Annotated in this window: 15 protein-coding genes; 10 read left to right on the forward strand and 5 right to left on the reverse strand. The window is 70.0% G+C overall.

Annotation, left to right across the window (positions count from 1 at the left end; translation table 11 throughout):
• Positions 1-15 precede the first annotated feature (15 nt).
• From CKW28_RS08310 to CKW28_RS08320, 3 genes are all read left to right on the forward strand, one after another.
• Positions 16-678 (forward strand): GNAT family N-acetyltransferase, encoded by a 663-nt coding sequence (locus CKW28_RS08310; protein WP_003927173.1) that lies wholly within the window; start codon positions 16-18, stop codon positions 676-678.
• Positions 679-770: 92 nt separating this feature from the next.
• Positions 771-2,594, forward strand: coding sequence for a penicillin-binding transpeptidase domain-containing protein (locus tag CKW28_RS08315; RefSeq protein ID WP_040547410.1), 1,824 nt, complete (start codon positions 771-773; stop codon positions 2,592-2,594).
• Positions 2,595-2,608: 14 nt separating this feature from the next.
• The gene (locus CKW28_RS08320; RefSeq protein WP_003927171.1) at positions 2,609-3,205 is read left to right on the forward strand and encodes a DUF1707 SHOCT-like domain-containing protein; all 597 of its coding nucleotides are present in this window, start codon (positions 2,609-2,611) and stop codon (positions 3,203-3,205) included.
• A 17-nt stretch (positions 3,206-3,222) separates the two neighbouring features.
• Here the strand turns inward: CKW28_RS08320 and CKW28_RS08325 are convergent, their stop codons facing one another.
• Complete coding sequence (locus CKW28_RS08325; protein ID WP_040547409.1) at positions 3,223-3,630, reverse strand: PaaI family thioesterase; 408 nt, start codon at positions 3,628-3,630, stop codon at positions 3,223-3,225.
• Positions 3,631-3,695: 65 nt separating this feature from the next.
• Between CKW28_RS08325 and map the strand changes: the two genes are divergently transcribed.
• The 4 genes from map to CKW28_RS08345 are packed head-to-tail and all read left to right on the forward strand — an operon-like array spanning position 3,696 to position 7,352.
• Positions 3,696-4,553 carry a type I methionyl aminopeptidase gene (gene map, locus CKW28_RS08330; protein ID WP_003927169.1) on the forward strand — a complete coding sequence of 286 codons (858 nt, stop codon included), beginning with the start codon at positions 3,696-3,698 and terminating at the stop codon, positions 4,551-4,553.
• 19 nt (positions 4,554-4,572) lie between these two features.
• On the forward strand, positions 4,573-6,060 hold the full coding sequence (locus tag CKW28_RS08335) for a cobyric acid synthase (protein ID WP_003927168.1): 1,488 nt from the start codon (positions 4,573-4,575) through the stop codon (positions 6,058-6,060).
• Positions 6,061-6,073: 13 nt separating this feature from the next.
• Positions 6,074-6,730 (forward strand): hypothetical protein, encoded by a 657-nt coding sequence (locus tag CKW28_RS08340; RefSeq protein WP_003927167.1) that lies wholly within the window; start codon positions 6,074-6,076, stop codon positions 6,728-6,730.
• A gap of 58 nt (positions 6,731-6,788) precedes the next feature.
• The gene (locus CKW28_RS08345; protein ID WP_003927166.1) at positions 6,789-7,352 is read left to right on the forward strand and encodes an alpha/beta fold hydrolase; all 564 of its coding nucleotides are present in this window, start codon (positions 6,789-6,791) and stop codon (positions 7,350-7,352) included.
• 213 nt (positions 7,353-7,565) lie between these two features.
• On the opposite strand, the gene ngg is transcribed toward CKW28_RS08345, so the two are convergent.
• Positions 7,566-9,344 (reverse strand): N-acetylglutaminylglutamine synthetase, encoded by a 1,779-nt coding sequence (ngg, locus tag CKW28_RS08350; RefSeq protein ID WP_003927165.1) that lies wholly within the window; start codon positions 9,342-9,344, stop codon positions 7,566-7,568.
• Entirely contained in the window at positions 9,341-11,146 is a 1,806-nt protein-coding gene (locus tag CKW28_RS08355; protein ID WP_003927164.1) for an N-acetylglutaminylglutamine amidotransferase, read from the reverse strand. The genes ngg and CKW28_RS08355 overlap by 4 nt, the downstream gene beginning before the upstream one ends.
• A gap of 144 nt (positions 11,147-11,290) precedes the next feature.
• On the opposite strand from CKW28_RS08355, the gene CKW28_RS08360 reads away from it, so the two are divergent.
• On the forward strand, positions 11,291-11,620 hold the full coding sequence (locus tag CKW28_RS08360; RefSeq protein ID WP_003927163.1) for an ArsR/SmtB family transcription factor: 330 nt from the start codon (positions 11,291-11,293) through the stop codon (positions 11,618-11,620).
• 34 nt (positions 11,621-11,654) lie between these two features.
• On the opposite strand, the gene mtr is transcribed toward CKW28_RS08360, so the two are convergent.
• Together mtr and CKW28_RS08370 are read right to left on the reverse strand one after the other, a co-directional pair.
• Positions 11,655-13,070 carry a mycothione reductase gene (gene mtr, locus CKW28_RS08365; protein WP_003927162.1) on the reverse strand — a complete coding sequence of 472 codons (1,416 nt, stop codon included), beginning with the start codon at positions 13,068-13,070 and terminating at the stop codon, positions 11,655-11,657.
• Entirely contained in the window at positions 13,067-14,185 is a 1,119-nt protein-coding gene (locus tag CKW28_RS08370; protein WP_050812017.1) for an alpha/beta hydrolase, read from the reverse strand. The genes mtr and CKW28_RS08370 overlap by 4 nt, the downstream gene beginning before the upstream one ends.
• A gap of 200 nt (positions 14,186-14,385) precedes the next feature.
• On the opposite strand from CKW28_RS08370, the gene mqo reads away from it, so the two are divergent.
• Both mqo and CKW28_RS08385 read left to right on the forward strand, forming a co-directional pair.
• Positions 14,386-15,885, forward strand: coding sequence for a malate dehydrogenase (quinone) (mqo, locus tag CKW28_RS08375; RefSeq protein WP_003927160.1), 1,500 nt, complete (start codon positions 14,386-14,388; stop codon positions 15,883-15,885).
• Positions 15,886-16,119: 234 nt separating this feature from the next.
• Complete coding sequence (locus CKW28_RS08385) at positions 16,120-18,039, forward strand: VWA domain-containing protein (protein WP_003927158.1); 1,920 nt, start codon at positions 16,120-16,122, stop codon at positions 18,037-18,039.
• The last annotated feature ends 10 nt before the right edge of the window (positions 18,040-18,049 follow it).

Raw genomic sequence — 18,049 nt, forward strand, 5'->3', positions numbered from 1 at the left:
TTCTAGGCTGGCGTCGTGACCGATCAGGATCAGCGGGTGGACCGTCGCGAGATCGCCGACGCGCTGGTGCGGGCCCTGGACCGCCGCCACGAAATCCTCGATGCCATCGTCGATTCCGACGACACCGCCAGTGCGCTCGGCAAGATCCGTGCGATGCTGGACACGTCGCAGGCCGCCGCCGAAGCGGTGCTGCGGCTCTCCTTCGACCGGTTGACCCGGGAGTCTCGCCGCCAGATCGCGCGTGAGCTCGACGATCTGAACTCCCAACTCAGCTTCGTACTGGGGGAGCGCCCGGACTCCTCCGGGGACAATCTGGCGTTGCGGCCGTTCCGGCCCGACCGCGACCGCGAGCTGTTCGCCGCGCGCACCTCGGATGTCGGTGCGGCCGGGGACGGTTCCGGCGCCCCGGCCGGCGACCTGGACGACGAGATCCGCGCCGCGAATCAGCGGATGGAGGCCGAGGAAGCGGTGTGGCTGGTGGCCGAGGTCGGATCGCAACCGGTGGGCATGGTGTTCGGTGAGCTCACCAGCGGTGAGGTCAACGTCCGGATCTGGATCCACCCCGAGCACCGCAAGAAGGGCTACGGCACCGCCGCCCTGCGCAAATCGCGCAGCGAGATGGCCGCCTATTTCCCGGCCGTCCCGCTGGTCGTCCGCGCTCCCGCCGCCCGCGGGTAGCCCGGAGGTCACCCGCCCGGCGCGGATCCGTCACAGATCGGCATCGGTGCGCCTCCCGGCGATCAGCCGTCACACCCATAACAATTGCCTCAATGGCAACATCGACCTCGAAAGTCTCATGGGCCACTCGGGTGCTCGCCGTGCTCGGCGCGGTCGGCACCGCCGTCGCGCTCAGTTCCTGCACCCCCCGGCCCGACGGTCCGGAGCTCGCGGCCGAACGGTTCTTCGCCGCGCTCGCCGAAGGTGACACCGGCGCGGCCGCCGACCTCAGCGACCGCCCGGACCTGGCCCGACAGGGGCTCAACGCGGCGTGGGCCGGTCTGCAGGCCGAGGGGCTGGACGCGCAGGTCGTCGGCTCCCGATACAGCGAGGACACCGGCGCCGTCAGCTACCGCTACACCTGGAAGCTGCCCAAGAACCGGACCTGGACCTACGACGGGCACCTCAACATGGTCCGCAACAACGGACAGTGGCAGGTGCGGTGGACGGCCACCAACCTGCACCCTCGGCTCGGCGAGAACCAGACGTTCGCGCTGCGCGCCGACCCGCCGCCCCGGGCCTCGGTGCACGAGCGCACCGGGACCAGCGTGCTGCGGCCGGGATTCCGCTACCACTACGCGCTGGACGCCCGCGCCGCCGGTGCACAGCTGATGACCACCGCCCACGCCGTCGTCGACGCGCTGCGGCCGTTCAACGACACCCTGGATCCGCAACGACTCGCCGAACAGGCCAGCGCGCAACGCGGCCCGATGAGTCTGATCACCCTGCGCCAGGCCGACCACGATCCGGTGGCCGCCGCGATCGGGGCCCTTCCCGGCGTGGTGATCACACCGCATCCGGATCTGGTGCCCACCGACGAGCGGTTCGCTCCGGCGCTGCTCAGCCGGGTCAAACAGGCGGTGTTCGACGACATCGACGGCACCGCGGGCTGGCGGGTGGTCACCGTCAACCAGAACGGCGTCGAGGTCGACATCCTGCACGAGGTGCCCGGCGAACCGGCGCCGGCGGTGACACTCACCCTCGACCGCCGGGTCCAGGAAGCCGCACAGGGTGCCGTGGACACCACCGGCAAACAGGCGATGATCGTCGCGATCCGGCCGTCGACGGGGGAGATCCTCGCCGTCGCTCAGAACGCCGCCGCCGACGCCGAGGGTCTGCTCGCCACCACCGGGCTGTTCCCGCCCGGCTCGACGTTCAAGATCGTCACCGCCGGCGCGGCGCTCGACCGGGACATGGCCACCCCCAACACCCTGTTGCCCTGCCCCGGCCACATGGACATCGGCCACCGGCGGGTGCCCAACTACGGCGGATTCGATCTGGGCACCGTGCCGCTGTCCCGGGCGTTCGCCAGTTCGTGCAACACCACCTTCGCCGAACTGGCCAGCCGGATGCCGCCGCGCGGACTGTCCACCGCCGCCGCCCAGTACGGGCTCGGCCCCGAATACTCGATCTCCGGGCTGCCCGCGGTGACCGGATCGGTGCCACCCACGGTCATCCTGGCCGAGCGCACCGAGGACGGCTTCGGGCAGGGCAAGGTGCTGGCCAGCCCGTTCGGGATGGCCATGGTCGCCGCGACCGTCGCCGCCGGCAAACCCCCGGTGCCGAGGCTGATCGACGGCCGGCTCACCGAGATCAACGGCGAGATCCCGCCCATCTCACCGGAGATGGTGGAGGGGCTGCGCCCGATGATGCGGCTGGTGGTGACCAACGGCACCGCCGAACACCTGCAGGGCGCAGGCGACGTGCGCGGCAAGACCGGTGAGGCGGAGTTCGCCGGCGGTTCGCACTCCTGGTTCGCCGGCTACCGCGGTGACCTGGCGTTCGCCGCGCTGATCGTCGGTGGTGGCAGCTCGGAGTACGCGGTGCGGATGACCAAGATGATGCTCGACGCACTGCCTCCGGACTACCTGGCGTGAGTAGCCTGTCGGCTATGGCGGGTATCGAACCCACCGCCGAGCCGGCGGAACTGCGGATCTCCGACGCGGACCGCAATGGCACGCTGCGTCGGTTGCACAACGCTGTCGCGTTGGGCCTGATCGACATCGAGGAGTTCGAGGAACGCTCGGCCGCGGTGTCGCAGGCGCGGCTGCGGTCGGACCTCGACGCGTTGGTGGGCGATCTGCCCGGTCCGGGCGCGATCGTCACCACCGCCACCGACCGCGTGGAGCTGCGCGGCATCCTGGGCTCCCTGAAGCGGCAGGGCGAGTGGATCGTGCCGACCCGGCTGGCGCTGGTGCGCCGGTTCGGATCGGTCGACCTCGACCTCACCCGCGCCCGGTTCGCCGGGCCGATCGTGGTGGTCGAACTCGACATGAAGTTCGGTTCGGTCGACGTGCGGCTGCCCGACGGGGCCAGCGCGTCCATCGACGATGTCGAGGTGATCGTCGGCAGCGCCCGGGACCACCGCCGCGACGCACCCGCCGAGGGGCGTCCGCACGTGGTGTTCACCGGCAAGGTCGTGTGGGGGTCGGTGGACATCCGCGGGCCGCGGCGCAAGGGCGTGTTCAGCCGCTTCGACCGCCGCTGACGGCTGACCGCGGCCGGTCAGCGGGGATCCAGCACGGCGAAGCTCAGCGTCGACCGCGCCGCCAGCCGGTCCCGGCCGACATCGGTCACGTCGACCGAGGTGACGATCAACCGCCTGCCGGCCCGCAGGATGGTGGCCTCCGCACGCGCCGGGCCGACCACCACCGGGGCCAGGAAGTGCACGGTCATGTCGGCGGTGGTGACGTCCTGACCGGGGCCGACGTGCCGGCCGGCCAACCGGCCCGCCGCGATGTCGATCAACGTGGCCAGCAGACCGCCCTGCAGCGCACCCCGGACGTTGGTCAGATCCGGCCGGTTGTCCATCTCCATGACCAACCGCTCGTCGTCCTCCACCAGGTCGCGGTAGCCGAGTTGGTTCAGGATGTGCACCCCGTCGCCGGTCGCCGCGGGCGGCTCGCTAAGCATGAAGACAGGCTAACATTCCCGCTCTCCGGAAAAGAGATCGGTGTTCTCCGACTACCCTTGGAACCATGTCCGTTCGCACCGCGCTTCGCCCCGGCGTCATCTCACCGACGCGGCCCGTCCCCAAGTCGATCGAACGTCCGGAGTACGTGTGGAAACCCACCGCGAACGAGGGCAACGAGCCGTGGGTGCAGACGCCCGAGGTGATCGACAAGATGCGGATCGCCGGGCGGATCGCCGCGGGCGCACTCGCCGAGGCCGGAAAGGCCGTCGAACCCGGCGTGACCACCGACGAACTCGACCGGATCGTCCACGAGTACCTGATCGACCACGGCGCGTACCCGTCCACACTCGGCTACAAGGGCTTCCCGAAGTCGTGCTGCACCTCGCTCAACGAGGTGATCTGCCACGGTATCCCGGACTCCACCGTCATCGAGGACGGCGACATCGTCAACATCGACGTCACCGCCTACATCCACGGTGTGCACGGCGACACCAACGCCACCTTCCTGGCCGGTGACGTCTCCGAGGAGCATCGGCTGCTGGTGGAGCGCACCCGCGAGGCGATGATGCGGGCGATCAAGGCGGTCAAGCCCGGCCGCGCGCTGTCGGTCGTCGGCCGCGTCATCGAGTCGTACGCGAACCGGTTCGGCTACAACGTCGTCCGCGACTTCACCGGCCACGGCATCGGCACCACGTTCCACAACGGCCTGGTGGTGCTGCACTACGACGAACCGTCGGTCACCACCGTGATGGAACCCGGCATGACCTTCACCATCGAGCCGATGATCAACCTCGGATCGCTGGAGTACGAGATCTGGGACGACGGCTGGACCGTCGTCACCAAGGACCGCAAGTGGACCGCGCAGTTCGAGCACACGCTGGTGGTGACCGAGGACGGCGCCGAGATCCTGACCCAGCTGTGACACCGGATTCGCCCGCGACATGACCGGGGGCGCCCTGCTGGTCGCCGGCACGACATCGGACGCCGGGAAGTCGGTGCTCGTCGCCGGGCTGTGCCGGTTGTTGGCGCGCAAGGGGATTCGCGTCGCCCCGTTCAAGGCGCAGAACATGTCCAACAACTCGGCGGTGACCGTGGAGGGTGGCGAGATCGGCCGCGCCCAGGCGATGCAGGCGCGCGCCGCCGGGCTGGAGCCCAGCGTGCGATTCAACCCGATCCTGCTCAAACCCGGCGGGGACCGCACCTCGCAGCTGGTGGTGCGCGGAGAAGTCAGCGGATCGGTGGCGGCCGGGGACTACATCCGGCACCGCGACCGGCTCCGCGCCGTCGTCGCCGAGGAATTGACCGCGCTGCGAACCGAATTCGACGTGGTGCTGTGCGAGGGTGCCGGGTCGCCCGCCGAGATCAACCTGCGCGCCACCGATCTGGCCAACCTGGGCCTGGCCCGCGCCGCCGATCTGCCGATCGTGCTGATCGGCGACATCGACCGCGGCGGGCTGCTGGCCCACTTCTTCGGCACGGTGGCCGTTCTGGAACCCGCCGACCAGCGGCTGATCGCCGGATTCGTGGTCAACAAGTTCCGCGGCGACCCGGCGCTGCTCACCCCGGGACTCGACGAACTGCACCGGCGCACCGGCCGGCCCACCTACGGGATCATCCCGTTCTCCGACGATCTGTGGCTCGACGCCGAGGACTCGGTGTCGGTGGTGTCCGGGCGGGTGGTCGGCACACCGCAGCCGCCACGCGGTGAGCAGAGCCTGACCGTCGCCGCGGTCCGGCTGCCGCGCATCTCCAACTCCACCGATGTCGAGGCACTGGCCTGTGAACCGGGGGTGGTGGTGCGCTGGGTCGCCGATCCGACCGAACTCACCGACGCCGACGCGGTGGTGCTGCCGGGCAGCAAAGCGACGGTGGCGGATCTGACCTGGCTGCGGGACCGCGGGTTGGCCGACGCGATCGTCGCGCACGCCGCGGCGGGCCGGGCGGTGCTGGGCGTCTGCGGCGGTTTCCAGATGCTGTGCCGGCGCATCGACGACCGCGTCGAATCCGGCGTCGGCCGGGTCGACGGTCTCGGCCTGCTCGACGCCGACATCGAGTTCGCCGCCGACAAGACCCTGCGCCGCTGGGAGCGGCCCCTGCGCGGCTACGAGATCCACCACGGGCAGGTGACCCGGTCCGCCGCCGACGACTGGCACGGTGTCGGGTTGCGGCGTGGCGCGGTGTGCGGCACCCACTGGCACGGCCTGCTCGACAACGACGAGCTCCGCCGGCAATGGCTGTCCGAGGCAGCGGTCGCCGCCGGACGGCACGGGTTCGTCGTCGCCGACGACATCGACGTCGGCGCGCGCCGGGACCGTCAGCTGGATCAGATCGCCGATCTGCTCACCGCCCATCTGGACCTCGACGCGCTGTTCGCTCTGCTCGAGGACGGTCCGCCGCCGCGACCCGTGCTGCGCACCGACGTGATCTGAGTAGGCTGCTGGCATGGTCGGACTGCGGGTCGGGGCACTGTTGCCGGTGCTGGCCCTGGTGGCCGGCTGCGCCGTTTCGGTCACCGGGACGGCGGTCTGGCCGGGCGACATCATCGAACGTGTCATCCTCACCCAGAACGACTTTCCGCCCGGTGTGAAATACGAGCGTCGGGAGAAGCCCGATGCCGCATCACCCGCCCGACCGAACCCGTACACCATGCGGTCGGTGCCCGAAGGCTGTGCCGACGGGATGACCGCGGTGGTCCGGGAGGCGGCGGCCGCCGGTCTGGGCCGGGACTCGGACTATTCGGTGTGGTATCAGAACGCCCGGTTCTCGATCGGGGTGCACACCCGCCCGCTGGACCTGGAGCGGGTGGCCGAGGTGGCGGAGCGCTGCGCCCGGTACCGGGCGTTCTTCGGCGCGGAGAACTCCGACGGGCTGGACATCACCACCACCCCGATCGACAGTCCACGCCCCGGGGGACTGGCCTACCGCCAGACACTGGGCTCCAGCAACCCGGTCTACATGTACTTCGAGAACGTCGGCTCGATGTCGGTCTCCGCGATGATGCTGCCGTTGGGTGACGACCGCGTCTCGGTCTCGGCGGAACTGCCGCAGACCTTCCTGGAGGTGGCCGCCCGGCAGGCCGAACGCGTCGGATCGTCCTGACGCCCGGGTAAGCGGCAAATCCCGCCCGCAGCGCCGGACGCGACTGTAGGTTGGCCGAATGCCGGGCAGCATGATGACGGTCGACGGGTTTCCCGTCGCGGTGACCGCCGCCGGACCCGAACAGGGGTCGGCGGTGGTCGTGCTCGGCGCGGCTGATCGCCGGCCCGCCGCCTACGAGGTGGTGTGCCGGCGGCTGCACACCGCATCCCTGCGCACCGTCGTGATCGGCGCCGACCCACGGCTGACCCCCAAGACGGTGGTCGGGGTGATGGATGAGCTCGGTCTGCGGTGGGCGGTGGTGGTCGGCGACCGCAGCGGCGGCGAACTCGCCTGGGAGCTGGCCGCCACCCGGTTGGATCGGTTCACGGCGCTGGTCGTGGTGGACCGCCCACATCCCCGGGTCGCCGATCCGGGTGGGGTCATCCGCGACGAACACTGCCCGCCGGTCGAGATGAACACCACCATGCTGGTCAGCACACCCGCGGCGCGGTCGGCGGCGCTGGCCAGCCAGCGCTACGTCTACGGCGACTTCCGGGTCGTGGAGCTGCTCGACGGGCGCAACGCGCAGCAGTCCACCGCGCAGCTGACAACCGAGATCGTGATGCGCACCAGCACCTGGTAGGCGCCCGGGGGTTTGATGTGTCGGCGTGCGGCCTTCGCGCTGGCGCGCTCAGTCCGGCGCCTGGGGTTTGATGTGTCGGCGTGCGGCCTTCGCGCTGGCGCGCTCAGTCCGGCGCCTGGGGTTTGATGTGTCGGCGTGCGGCCTTCGCGCTGGCGCGCTCAGTCCGGCGCCTGGGGTTTGATGTGTCGGCGTGCGGCCTTCGCGCTGGCGCGCTCAGTCCGGCGCCTCCGAAGGCGTCCAGGCTTGGGGCAATCCCGGCTGCCCCGGGAACAGGAAGTCCACGAACGCGGCCGCGGTCGGCTGGGGCTCGTGATTGGCCAGCCCCGGTCGTTCATTGGCCTCGATGAACACGTAGTCGTCGCGGGTCACATCGGGCACGAGCAGATCGATGCCGGTGACCGGGATGCCGATCGCCTCGGCGGCCTTGACCGCCACCCGGCACAGCTCCGGATGCACCTTGGCGGTCACATCGTGAATCGTTCCGCCCTGATGCAGGTTGGCGGTCCGGCGCACCCGCAGCCGCTCACCCTCGGGCAACACATCGTCCAACGAGTAGCCCGCGTCGTGCACGATCGACTTGGTGATCGCATCGAGCGGGATCTTCGACTCCCCGCCGGTCGCCGCCGCGCGCCGCCGGCTCTGCGCCTCGATCAGCTCCTGGATGGTGTGCTGACCGGTGCCGATCACCTCGGCCGGTTTGCGCAGCGCCGCGGCCACCACCTTGCCGTCGATCACCACCAGCCGTAGATCATCGCCCGGATAGCACTCCTCGATGAGCACCTCGGGATGCTGTTCGCGGGCCCGGGCCAACGCCTCGTCGAGCTCCTCGTGGGTCTGCACCCCGACGGTGATGCCGATACCCTGCTCACCGCGGGTGGGTTTGACGACGACCTTGCCGACCTCGTCCAAGAACGCGTGGTCGGCATCGTCGAAGGAGGCCAACCGGCCCCGCGGCACCTTGATACCCGCTTCGGAGACGATCCGGCGGGTGAGCCGCTTGTCGTCGCAGCGGGCCATCGCCACCGCGGAGGTGAACTCCGACAACGACTCCCGGGTCACCACCGACCGGCCGCCGTGGGTCAGACGCATCTCACCGGTCTCGGCGTCGAGCACCTCGACCCGGATTCCGCGCCGCATCGCCTCATCGGCGATGATCCGGGCGTACGGGTTGAGGTCGTCGACGGTCTCCGGCGGATGGGTGAACAGCGGTTCGTTGATCGCGTTCTTGCGTTTCACCGCCAGCACCGGAACCCGCTGGAAGCCCAGCTTCTCGTACAGGTTGATGGCGGCGGTGTTGTCGTGTGCCACCGACAGATCCATGTAGGCGCGGCCCCGGTCGCGGAAGATCGCCGCCAGTGCACGGGTCAGCGCCGCACCGATACCGGGCAGCCCCGCCGTCGGGTCCACCGCCAGCGTCCACAGGCTCGAACCGTCCTCCGGGTCGGAGAACAACCGCTTGTGGTCGACCCCGGTGACCGTGCCGACCACCGAACCGTCGTCGTCGCGCACCGCGATGAGGTACTCCACCGCCTCGGCGTTCAGGTGGTTGTCCCAGATGACGTCGATCGGCGCCGGCACCATCCCACACCGCACGTAGACGCGGTTCATCTCATCGGCCTCTTCGCGGGCCCGCGGCCGACGGACCGTGATACCGGGCGGCGACGGTTCGGCGATCTCGTCGTGTTCGTGGAACCGCAACCGGTAGGTGTGGCTCGGATCGATGAACAGTTCGGTGGGGGCCAGCGAGACCAGCACGTGGGCCTCGCGGGCGTAGATGCAGATGTCGCGCCGTCCCGAACGTTCCTGGCGCATCACCTCGGCCAGGTCATCGGGATCGGCGAAGGTCTGGCCGAAGACCAAACGGCCCCAACCCAGTTCAAGCACCACATTCTCGGCCATGACGTCCACCAGATGCTGTGGGGACGCGTCGTGCAGGCTCAGGGTGATGGCTTCGGTGTGATCGGTGGAATCGGGGGATTCAGATTTGGTCATGCCGCAACTCCGGTGATGCCGTGCTTCTGCAGCCACATCTCCAACAGCGCGATCTGCCACAACTCGTTGCCGCGCAACGGTGTCAGCCGGCCGTTGGGGTCGGCGAGCAGGCGGTCCACCGCCTCCGGACGGAACAGTCCGCGCTCCTTGGCCTCCGGCGCATAGAGCGCGTCGCGGACCATGTCCAGGTACGGGCCCTCCAGATGGGTCAGCGCCGGAACCGGGAAGTATCCCTTGGGGCGGTCGATCACCGCCGCGGGAATGACCCGGCGGGCGGCCTCCTTCAGCACCCCCTTGCCACCTTGGGCGGTCTTGAGTTCCGGCGGGCAGGTGGCGGCCAGCTCGACGAGTTCGTGATCGAGGAACGGCACCCGGCCCTCCAGCCCCCACGCCATCGTCATGTTGTCCACCCGCTTCACCGGGTCCTCCACCAGCATCACGGTGGTGTCCAGGCGCAGCGCCCGGTCCACCCCGGTCTCCGCGCCGGGCCGGGCGAAGTGTTCGGTGACGAACCGACCGCTCGGATCCCCGTCGGTGCGGTACTCATGGGTGAGCAGCGCGGCCACCGCGGCCGAATCCCGGTCGAAGAACGCCGCCCGGTACTTGGCCACCGCCCCGTCCAGATCGGCGGCCGAGGGGTCCGCCATCGGCGGATACCAGTGGTAACCGGCGAACACCTCGTCGGCGCCCTGACCGGACTGGACCACCTTGACGTGTCTGGCCACTTCCTGGCTGAGCAGATAGAACGCGACGCAGTCGTGGCTGACCATCGGCTCGCTCATCGCGCCGATCGCGCCGTCCAGGGCGGGCAGCATCCGGTCGGTGCCGATGCGGATCTGATGGTGGTCGGTGTCGAAATGGCGGGCGACGACGTCGGAGTACCTGAACTCGTCTCCGGCCACGCCGCCGACCGATTCGAAGCCGATCGAGAACGTCTTCAACCCGGTCTGGCCGGCTTCGGCGAGCAGCCCGACGATCAGGCTGGAGTCGACCCCGCCGGACAACAGACAGCCCACCGGGACGTCGGCCACCAGCCGCCGCTCGACCGCGGTGCGCAGCGACTGCAGTACCGCGTCCTCCCAGTCCCGGGCGGTCCAGTCGGCACGGTCGGCGCGGCGGCTGAAGTCGGGTTCCCAATAGGTGCTGGTGATGACCCGGCCGTCGGGTTCGATCGCCACCAGCGAGGCCGGTGGCACCTTGGACACGCCGCGCAGGATGGTCAACGGCGCCGGTACCACGGAGTGGAAGGTCAGGTAGTGGTGCAGGGCGGTCGGATCGATCCGGGTGTCGACCTCGCCGCCGGCCAACAGGGCGGGCAGGGACGAGGCGAACCGGATCCGGTGCCGGTCCTGGCTGAGATACAGCGGCTTGATGCCGAGGCGGTCCCGGCCCAGCAGCACGCGGCCGCTGTCCCGTTCGGCGATCGCGAACGCGAACATGCCCTTGAGTTGGTCGACGAACCGGTCTCCCCAGTGGTGGTAGGCCTTGAGCAGCACCTCGGTGTCACTGGTGGAGAAGAACCGGTACCCGTGACCGGACAACTCCCGCCGCAGTTCCCGATAGTTGTAGATGCAGCCGTTCCAGCAGATAGCCAGACCCAACTCGGAGTCGATCATGGGCTGGCCGCCGGCCTCGGACAGGTCGATGATCTTCAGACGGCGATGACCGAGGGCGACCCGGCCCTGTGACCACGCACCGGCGGAGTCAGGCCCGCGGGGCGACATGGTGTCCGCCATCCGCGACACCGCCGCGATGTCGGGTGTTCGGCCGTCGAGTCGGACTTCCCCGGTGGCTCCGCACACATGTTTGACCCTACCTGAAGGGGCCGTCCCGGACGGTTCTGATCACGCGACCAGCGGATATCGGCTGTTGACCGCTGTCAACACCGTCGGGTGACTTCGGCCGGCCTCGGCCGCTGCGAGGTCCCGAGCGACTAGATTTGGGCCGTGGACGTCTCCGGTGATCAACTGGCGCTCGAGCACGCCTCGGCGGCGCTCGCGGACGTCGACACGACCGAGTGGAGCCGGCGGTTCGACCTGCTGTCCGATCCGCACCGGCTCGAGATCCTGCTGGTGTTGCACCGGGCGCCGGGCATCCGGGTGGGTGATCTGGCGGCCGCGTTGGGGCGGTCGGAGAACGCGGTGTCCCAGGCGCTTCGGGTGCTGCGACAGCAGGGCTGGGTGCGGTCCACCCGGATCGGGCGGACGGTCAGTTACCGGCTCGACGACGACATCGTGCACGACCTGCTGCATTGGATCGGCGCGCGCCACGGCTGACAACCGGCGGTCGACACCGACCTGAAAAGCGGTGCTAGTGCCGTTTGGCGGGCGGCCACGGGGGTTCCCCGCACAACGCCAGCAACGCGTTCTCCACCACCTCCGGCAGCGCCGGGTGGATCCAGTACTGGCCGCGGGCCATGTCCCGGGCCGGCAGCCCGAAACTCATGGCCTGGATCAGCGGTTGGATCAACGAGGCGGCCTGATGGCCCATGATGTGCGCGCCGGCGATCAATCCGGTGCTGTCGTCGACGATCACCTTGACGAAGCCGGTGGTGTCCTCCATCGCCCAGCCGTAGGCCACATCGCTGTAGTCCTGGATCTTCACCTTGATGGGCAGACCCCTGGAGCGGGCCTCGTTCTCGGTCAGACCGACGGAGGCGATCTGCGGGTCGGTGAACACCGCCGACGGCACGTACCGGTGGTCGGAGGCGGCCAGCGCCGCGGTGTCGTCCCAGTCCTGCAGCAGATTGTGTTTGACGACGCGGGCCTCGTGGTTGGCGACGTGCTTGAGCTGATGGTCCGAGGACACATCGCCGAGCGCATAGATGCCCCGCGCCGTGGTGCGCTGGTATTCGTCGACCACCACCTGACCGTGCTCGCGCACCTGCACACCGGCCAGCTCGGCGTCGAGCAGGTCACCGTTGGGCACCCGGCCGGTGGCCACCAGCAGCACGTCACCGCGCAACGTCGAACCGTCGTCGCACCGCACCTCCACCCCGCCGTCGAGGGCGCGGGCGTCGACCACCTCCCGCTGACCGTGGATCTCCCATTTCTTGGCGGCGAGGTCGGTGAACCGCGTGGTGATGTCGTCGTCGTGTCCGCGCAACAGGGTGTTGCCCCGGATGATGATCGACACCCGGCTGCCCAGCGCCGAGAACACGTGGGCGAACTCCGCGGCGACGAACCCGCCGCCCACGATGATCAGATGCTCCGGGATCGCGGCGATCCGCATGATGGTGTCGCTGGTGTGGTAGGGCACGCCGCATGCCGCGATCGCCTCGGGAACCACCGCCCGCGATCCGGCGGCGATCACCACCTGATCGGCGGAGAACTCCTCGCCGGCCTCGGTGCGCAGCACATACCGCCCGTCGCCGAGCGGCTCACCGAACCGGGTGTGGGTGTCGAACACCTCGACGTTGGGGGAGGACCGCCGGTAGTTCTCGCCGCTGGCCGCGATCGGGTCGATGCGGCCGAACACCCTCGACACGATGTCCGGCCACCGCACCGCCCGCAGCTCGGCATCCACACCGAATCTGCTTGCATCCCTTACGGTCTGGGCCACATCGGCGGTGTAGACGAACATCTTGGTCGGAATGCATCCGACGTTGAGACAGGTGCCGCCGAACACCGCCTTCTCGCAGATCGCCACCTTCTTGTCCGCGTAGCGTTCGTCGAGCAGGCTGTTGCCCGACCCGGTGCCGATGATCGCGATGTCGAAATGTCTCATGCGGATTCACCCCGTTCGGGTCGCACCTGGGGCACCGGCTCCGATCGGAGTGTGCCCGGGACGGGCTGCGACGCGTACCAGTCCAGCCAGCAGTCCAACTCGCGGTAGGCGGTGCGGCGCGGTTCGGGCAGCGACAGGAACACGTCGTGTTTGGCGTCGACGATCGGGATCACCGTGGTGCGGTTGCCGATGCAGCCGGCCCACCGCGCGATCTGGGTGACGTCGAGAACGGCGTCCCCGCGCTGGAGCCGGTCCGGTTCGGCGTCCTCGGGCACACTGTGATCCGACCGCAGGATCAGGTTGGGCACCCCGACGTCCAGACCCCGGTGCAGGCGGGCGTGCCCGCGCCGGACGGCGTAGAGCCACCCGGCGGTGATCGGGAAGCCGCCGATCGGTTTCCACCGTAGGTCGTAGTCGAACTCGCCGGCGTAGTCGCGGTGCAGGGTGGTGCCGTACCCGCCCTCGGCCGGCGGCCGGACCACGTGCAGTTTGCGCCACCGTGCCAGCGCGCCGATCGCCGCGGTGGTGACCGGCGCGCGCAGGATCGGCCGCCCCGGCAGATCCAGGAACGGGCTGTTGAGCACCAGCCCGCCGATCCGATGCCGAAGGGGGCTGCGGCGCCGGCGCAGCCGGTCCAACCACAGCGACACGATCAGACCGCCGGCGGAATGCCCGCAGATCAGCACCCGCGCACCGGGGTTGTCGTCGGCGATGACCGCGAGCGCGGCGTTGAGGTCGGCGTCGTAGCGGGCCAGGTCGGTGGTGAAGTGCGGGGTCTGGCCCGGCCGCCGGGACCGTCCGCACTTGTGCAGGTCGAGCGCGTAGAACACGAACCCGCGGGTGGCGAAGTGGTCGGCGAGCTCGGTGTGGAAGAAGTAGTCGGTGTAGCCGTGCACCAGCAACACCGCCTCGGCGGCCGCCCTGGTCGTCGCCCGCCTCGGGTCGGGGGTGGTCGGGTCGGGGGTGGTCGCGTCCGGGGTGGTCGGGGCCGGGGTGGTCGGGACCCCGCGCCGGACCAGTGTCGCGACCAGGTCACCCTCGCCGTCGGGGTCGGGTCCCAGGTGCAGAGTTCGTTGCCAGTAGCCCGGCAGCACATCGGACACCCAGCCAGTCACCCCGCCACCTTAAACCGCGCGCCACACCGGCGCGCGTGACGGAGAACACCCTGGCCCGGTCGGCGGATTGAACCCGACGGGCGCGGGATAACCTTGGGGTCGGTAAGCCGTGACGAGCGGGCCGCGCGACCACGAAGGACCAACGGGTGTCGGATTCCAAAGTAGTCACCACAGACGTCGTACTGGTGGGCGCTGGCATCATGAGCGCCACCCTGGGAGCGTTGCTGCGGCTGGTGGAGCCGAACTGGTCGATCACGTTGATCGAACGGCTCGACGGCGCCGCTGCCGAGAGCAGCGACCCGTGGAACAACGCGGGCACCGGGCATTCGGCGCTGTGTGAGCTGAACTACACCCCGCAACGGCCGGACGGTTCCATCGACACCACCAAGGCCATCCACGTCAACGAGCAGTTCCAGGTCTCCCGGCAGTTCTGGGCGTACGCGGTGGAGAACGGGGTGCTGCCTGACGTGCGCAGCTTCCTCAACCCGATCCCGCACGTCAGCTTCGTGCAGGGCGCCGAGAACATCGACTACCTGCGGCGCCGCTACGAGGCGCTGGTGACCAACCCGCTGTTCGCCTCGATGGAGTTCATCGACGATCACGACGAGTTCAGCCGACGCCTGCCGCTGATGGCCTACCAGCGTGACTTCTCCGAGCCGGTCGCGCTGAACTGGACGCAGGACGGCACCGACGTCGACTTCGGCTCGCTGTCCCGCCAGCTGATCGCCTACGTCGCCGAACACGGGATGACCACGATGTTCGGTCATGAGGTGCGCGATCTGGTCAAGCAGCGCGACGGCGGCTGGCTGGTCAAGGTGGTCAACCGGCGCACCGGCGCGAGACGGCGGATCAAGGCGAAGTTCGTGTTCGTCGGCGCCGGCGGCGGGGCACTGCCGCTGCTGCAGAAGGCCGGGATCCCGGAGGTCAAGGGCTTCGGCGGGTTCCCGGTCGGCGGGCAGTTCCTGCGCACCAACGATCCGGCGCTGACCGCGGCGCACAAGGCCAAGGTGTACGGACTGCCGCCGCTCGGTGCGCCGCCGATGTCGGTGCCGCACCTCGATGCCCGGGTGATCAACCGCAAATCCTGGCTGCTGTTCGGCCCGTTCGCCGGCTGGTCCCCGAAGTTCCTCAAACACGGCAAGATCACCGATCTGCCGTTCTCGGTGAAGCCCAACAACCTCGCATCGATGATCGGGGTCGGCCTCACCGAGATGGGGCTGCTGAAGTACCTGATCGGGCAGCTGCTGATGAGCGAGGCCGACCGCGTCGAGGCGTTGCGCGAATTCGCGCCCAGCGCACGCGACTCCGACTGGGAACTCGACATCGCCGGGCAGCGGGTGCAGGTCATCCGCCGCAAGGGCCGCGGCGGTGTGCTGGAGTTCGGCACCACGGTGCTCTCGGCGGCCGACGGGTCGATCGCCGGCCTGCTGGGCGCCTCGCCGGGCGCCTCCACCGCGGTGCCGGCGATGATCGAAGTGATGGAACGGTGTTTCTCCGACCGGTACCAGTCCTGGCTGCCCAAGCTCAAGGAGATGGTGCCGTCGCTGGGTGTCGAGCTGTCCAAGGAGCCCGCGCTGTTCCGCGAGGTGTGGGCGCACGGCACCAAGGTGCTCAAACTCGATCAGCCGGCCAGCGGATTGCCCTCCAGCTCAACCGAGCCCGCCGGCACCGAACACACCCCGACAGCGGCGACCGGTTGACCGCGACGGCAGTCAGGACGGCCACCTTGCACCGGGCCCGGGCGGTATACCTCGACGCAGCAACATCTTCCGCGCTGCTGAAGCCGCAGGCCGAGGTGGCCGTCGCGCCACGGACCCGCTCCGGAATCGGCCGACGAGAGCTCATCTCCGACACCCGGCACGGATTCGCCCGTGCCGGTGATCCATTCATCAAAGGCGGGACCGTCGACGTCCCGGTGTTCACATGAGGGCGCAGTGATAACGACGACCTATCCGTTCAGTGCGATCGTGGGCCACGACCGGTTGCGGCTGGCGCTGCTGTTGTGCGCGGTGCGGCCGGAGATCGGCGGGGTGCTGATCCGCGGGGAGAAGGGCACCGCCAAGTCGACGGCGGTGCGCGGGCTGGCCCACATCCTGCACGCCGTGGACGGGGCGTCGCTGGTGGAGCTGCCGATCGGGGCGACCGAGGACCGCGTCGTCGGTTCGCTGGATCTGCAGAAGGTGCTGCGCGACGGCGAACACGCGTTCTCGCCCGGGCTGCTGGCCCGCGCGCACGGCGGTGTGCTCTACGTCGACGAGGTCAACCTGTTGCACGACCATCTCGTCGACGTGTTGCTCGACGCCGCGGCGATGGGCCGGGTGCATGTGGAGCGCGACGGCGTGTCGCACAGCCACGAGGCCCGGTTCGTGTTGATCGGCACGATGAACCCGGAGGAGGGCGAGCTGCGCCCGCAGCTGCTCGACCGGTTCGGGCTCACCGTCGACGTGGTGGCGTCCCGCGACATCGACGTGCGCACCGAGGTGGTGCGGCAGCGCATGGCGTTCGAGGCCGATCCGGAGGGCTTCGCCGCGCGGTATCGCGACGCCGACGCCGGCCTGGCCCGCCGGGTGGCCGCCGCCCGTGCGCTGGTGTCCTCGGTTGAGTTGCCGGACAAGGAATTACGTCGTATCGCCGCGTTGTGTGCGGCGTTCGACGTGGACGGTATGCGGGCCGATCTGGTGGTCGCGCGCACCGCGGTCGCCCATGCCGCGTGGCGGGCCGCCGAGAACGGCGCCCCCGGGAACGGGGCCGGGCTGGCCGTCACCGGGGAGGACATCCGGGTGGCGGCCGAACTGGCGCTGCCGCACCGGCGCCGGCGTGACCCGTTCGACGATCCGGGCCTGGACCCCGAGCGGCTCGACGAGGCGATGGCGCAGGCCGACCAGACCGATCCCGATCCGGATCCGGATCCGGGGCCCGACTCCGGCCCGGGTCCCGACTCCGACCCCGATCCGGACCCGCCCGGCGGCGGGGGCGCCGGGTCCGGCGCCGACGACGGCCCACCCCGGCAGGGTTCGGCGCCGGCGCCCGCGTCGCGGCCGAGCGGCACACCGTCGGCGCTGTTCAAGACCCGGACGCTGGTGGTGCCCGGGGTGGGCGAGGGAGCGCCGGGACGGCGGTCGCGGGCCCGCAACCGCACCGGCACCGTGGTGTCGGCGACCACCGAATCGGACACCGGCCACGGCGTCCACCTCTTCGGCACCCTGCTGGCCGCCGCCGGCCGGGCCACCCGCTCGGGGCCGCCGCGGGTGCGGCCGCAGGATGTGCGGCGCGCGGTTCGCGAAGGCCGGGAAGGCAATCTGGTGATCTTCGTGGTGGACGCATCCGGGTCGATGGCCGCCCGCGACCGGATGTCGGCGGTCACCGGGGCCACGCTGTCGCTGCTGCGAGACGCCTATCAGCGTCGTGACAAGGTCGCGGTGATCACCTTCCGGCAACAGGACGCCCGCGTGCTGCTGCCTCCCACCTCGTCGGTGTACATCGCCAGCCGGCGGCTGGCCGGATTCGACACCGGCGGGAAAACGCCGCTGGCACAAGGGCTGTTGGCGGCCCGCGACATGGTGGTGCGGGAGAAGGCCCGCGACCGGGCGCGGCGCAGCCTGGTGGTGGTGCTCACCGACGGCCGGGCCACCGGTGGGCCGGATCCGCTCGGGCGGGCCCGCGCCGCGGCGGCCGCACTGGTGGCCGAGGACGCCGCCGCGGTGGTCGTCGACTGTGAAACATCGTTCGTCCGACTGGGTCTCGCCGAACAGCTGGCCGGGCAACTCGGTGCGCCGTGTGTGCGGCTGGCGCAGTTGCGCGCCGACGACCTGACCCGGCTGGTCGCCGCCTCGTCCGATCGCAACGCCGCATAGTCCGATCGCA

Source organism: Mycolicibacterium thermoresistibile, assembly GCF_900187065.1.
GTDB lineage: Bacteria > Actinomycetota > Actinomycetes > Mycobacteriales > Mycobacteriaceae > Mycobacterium > Mycobacterium thermoresistibile.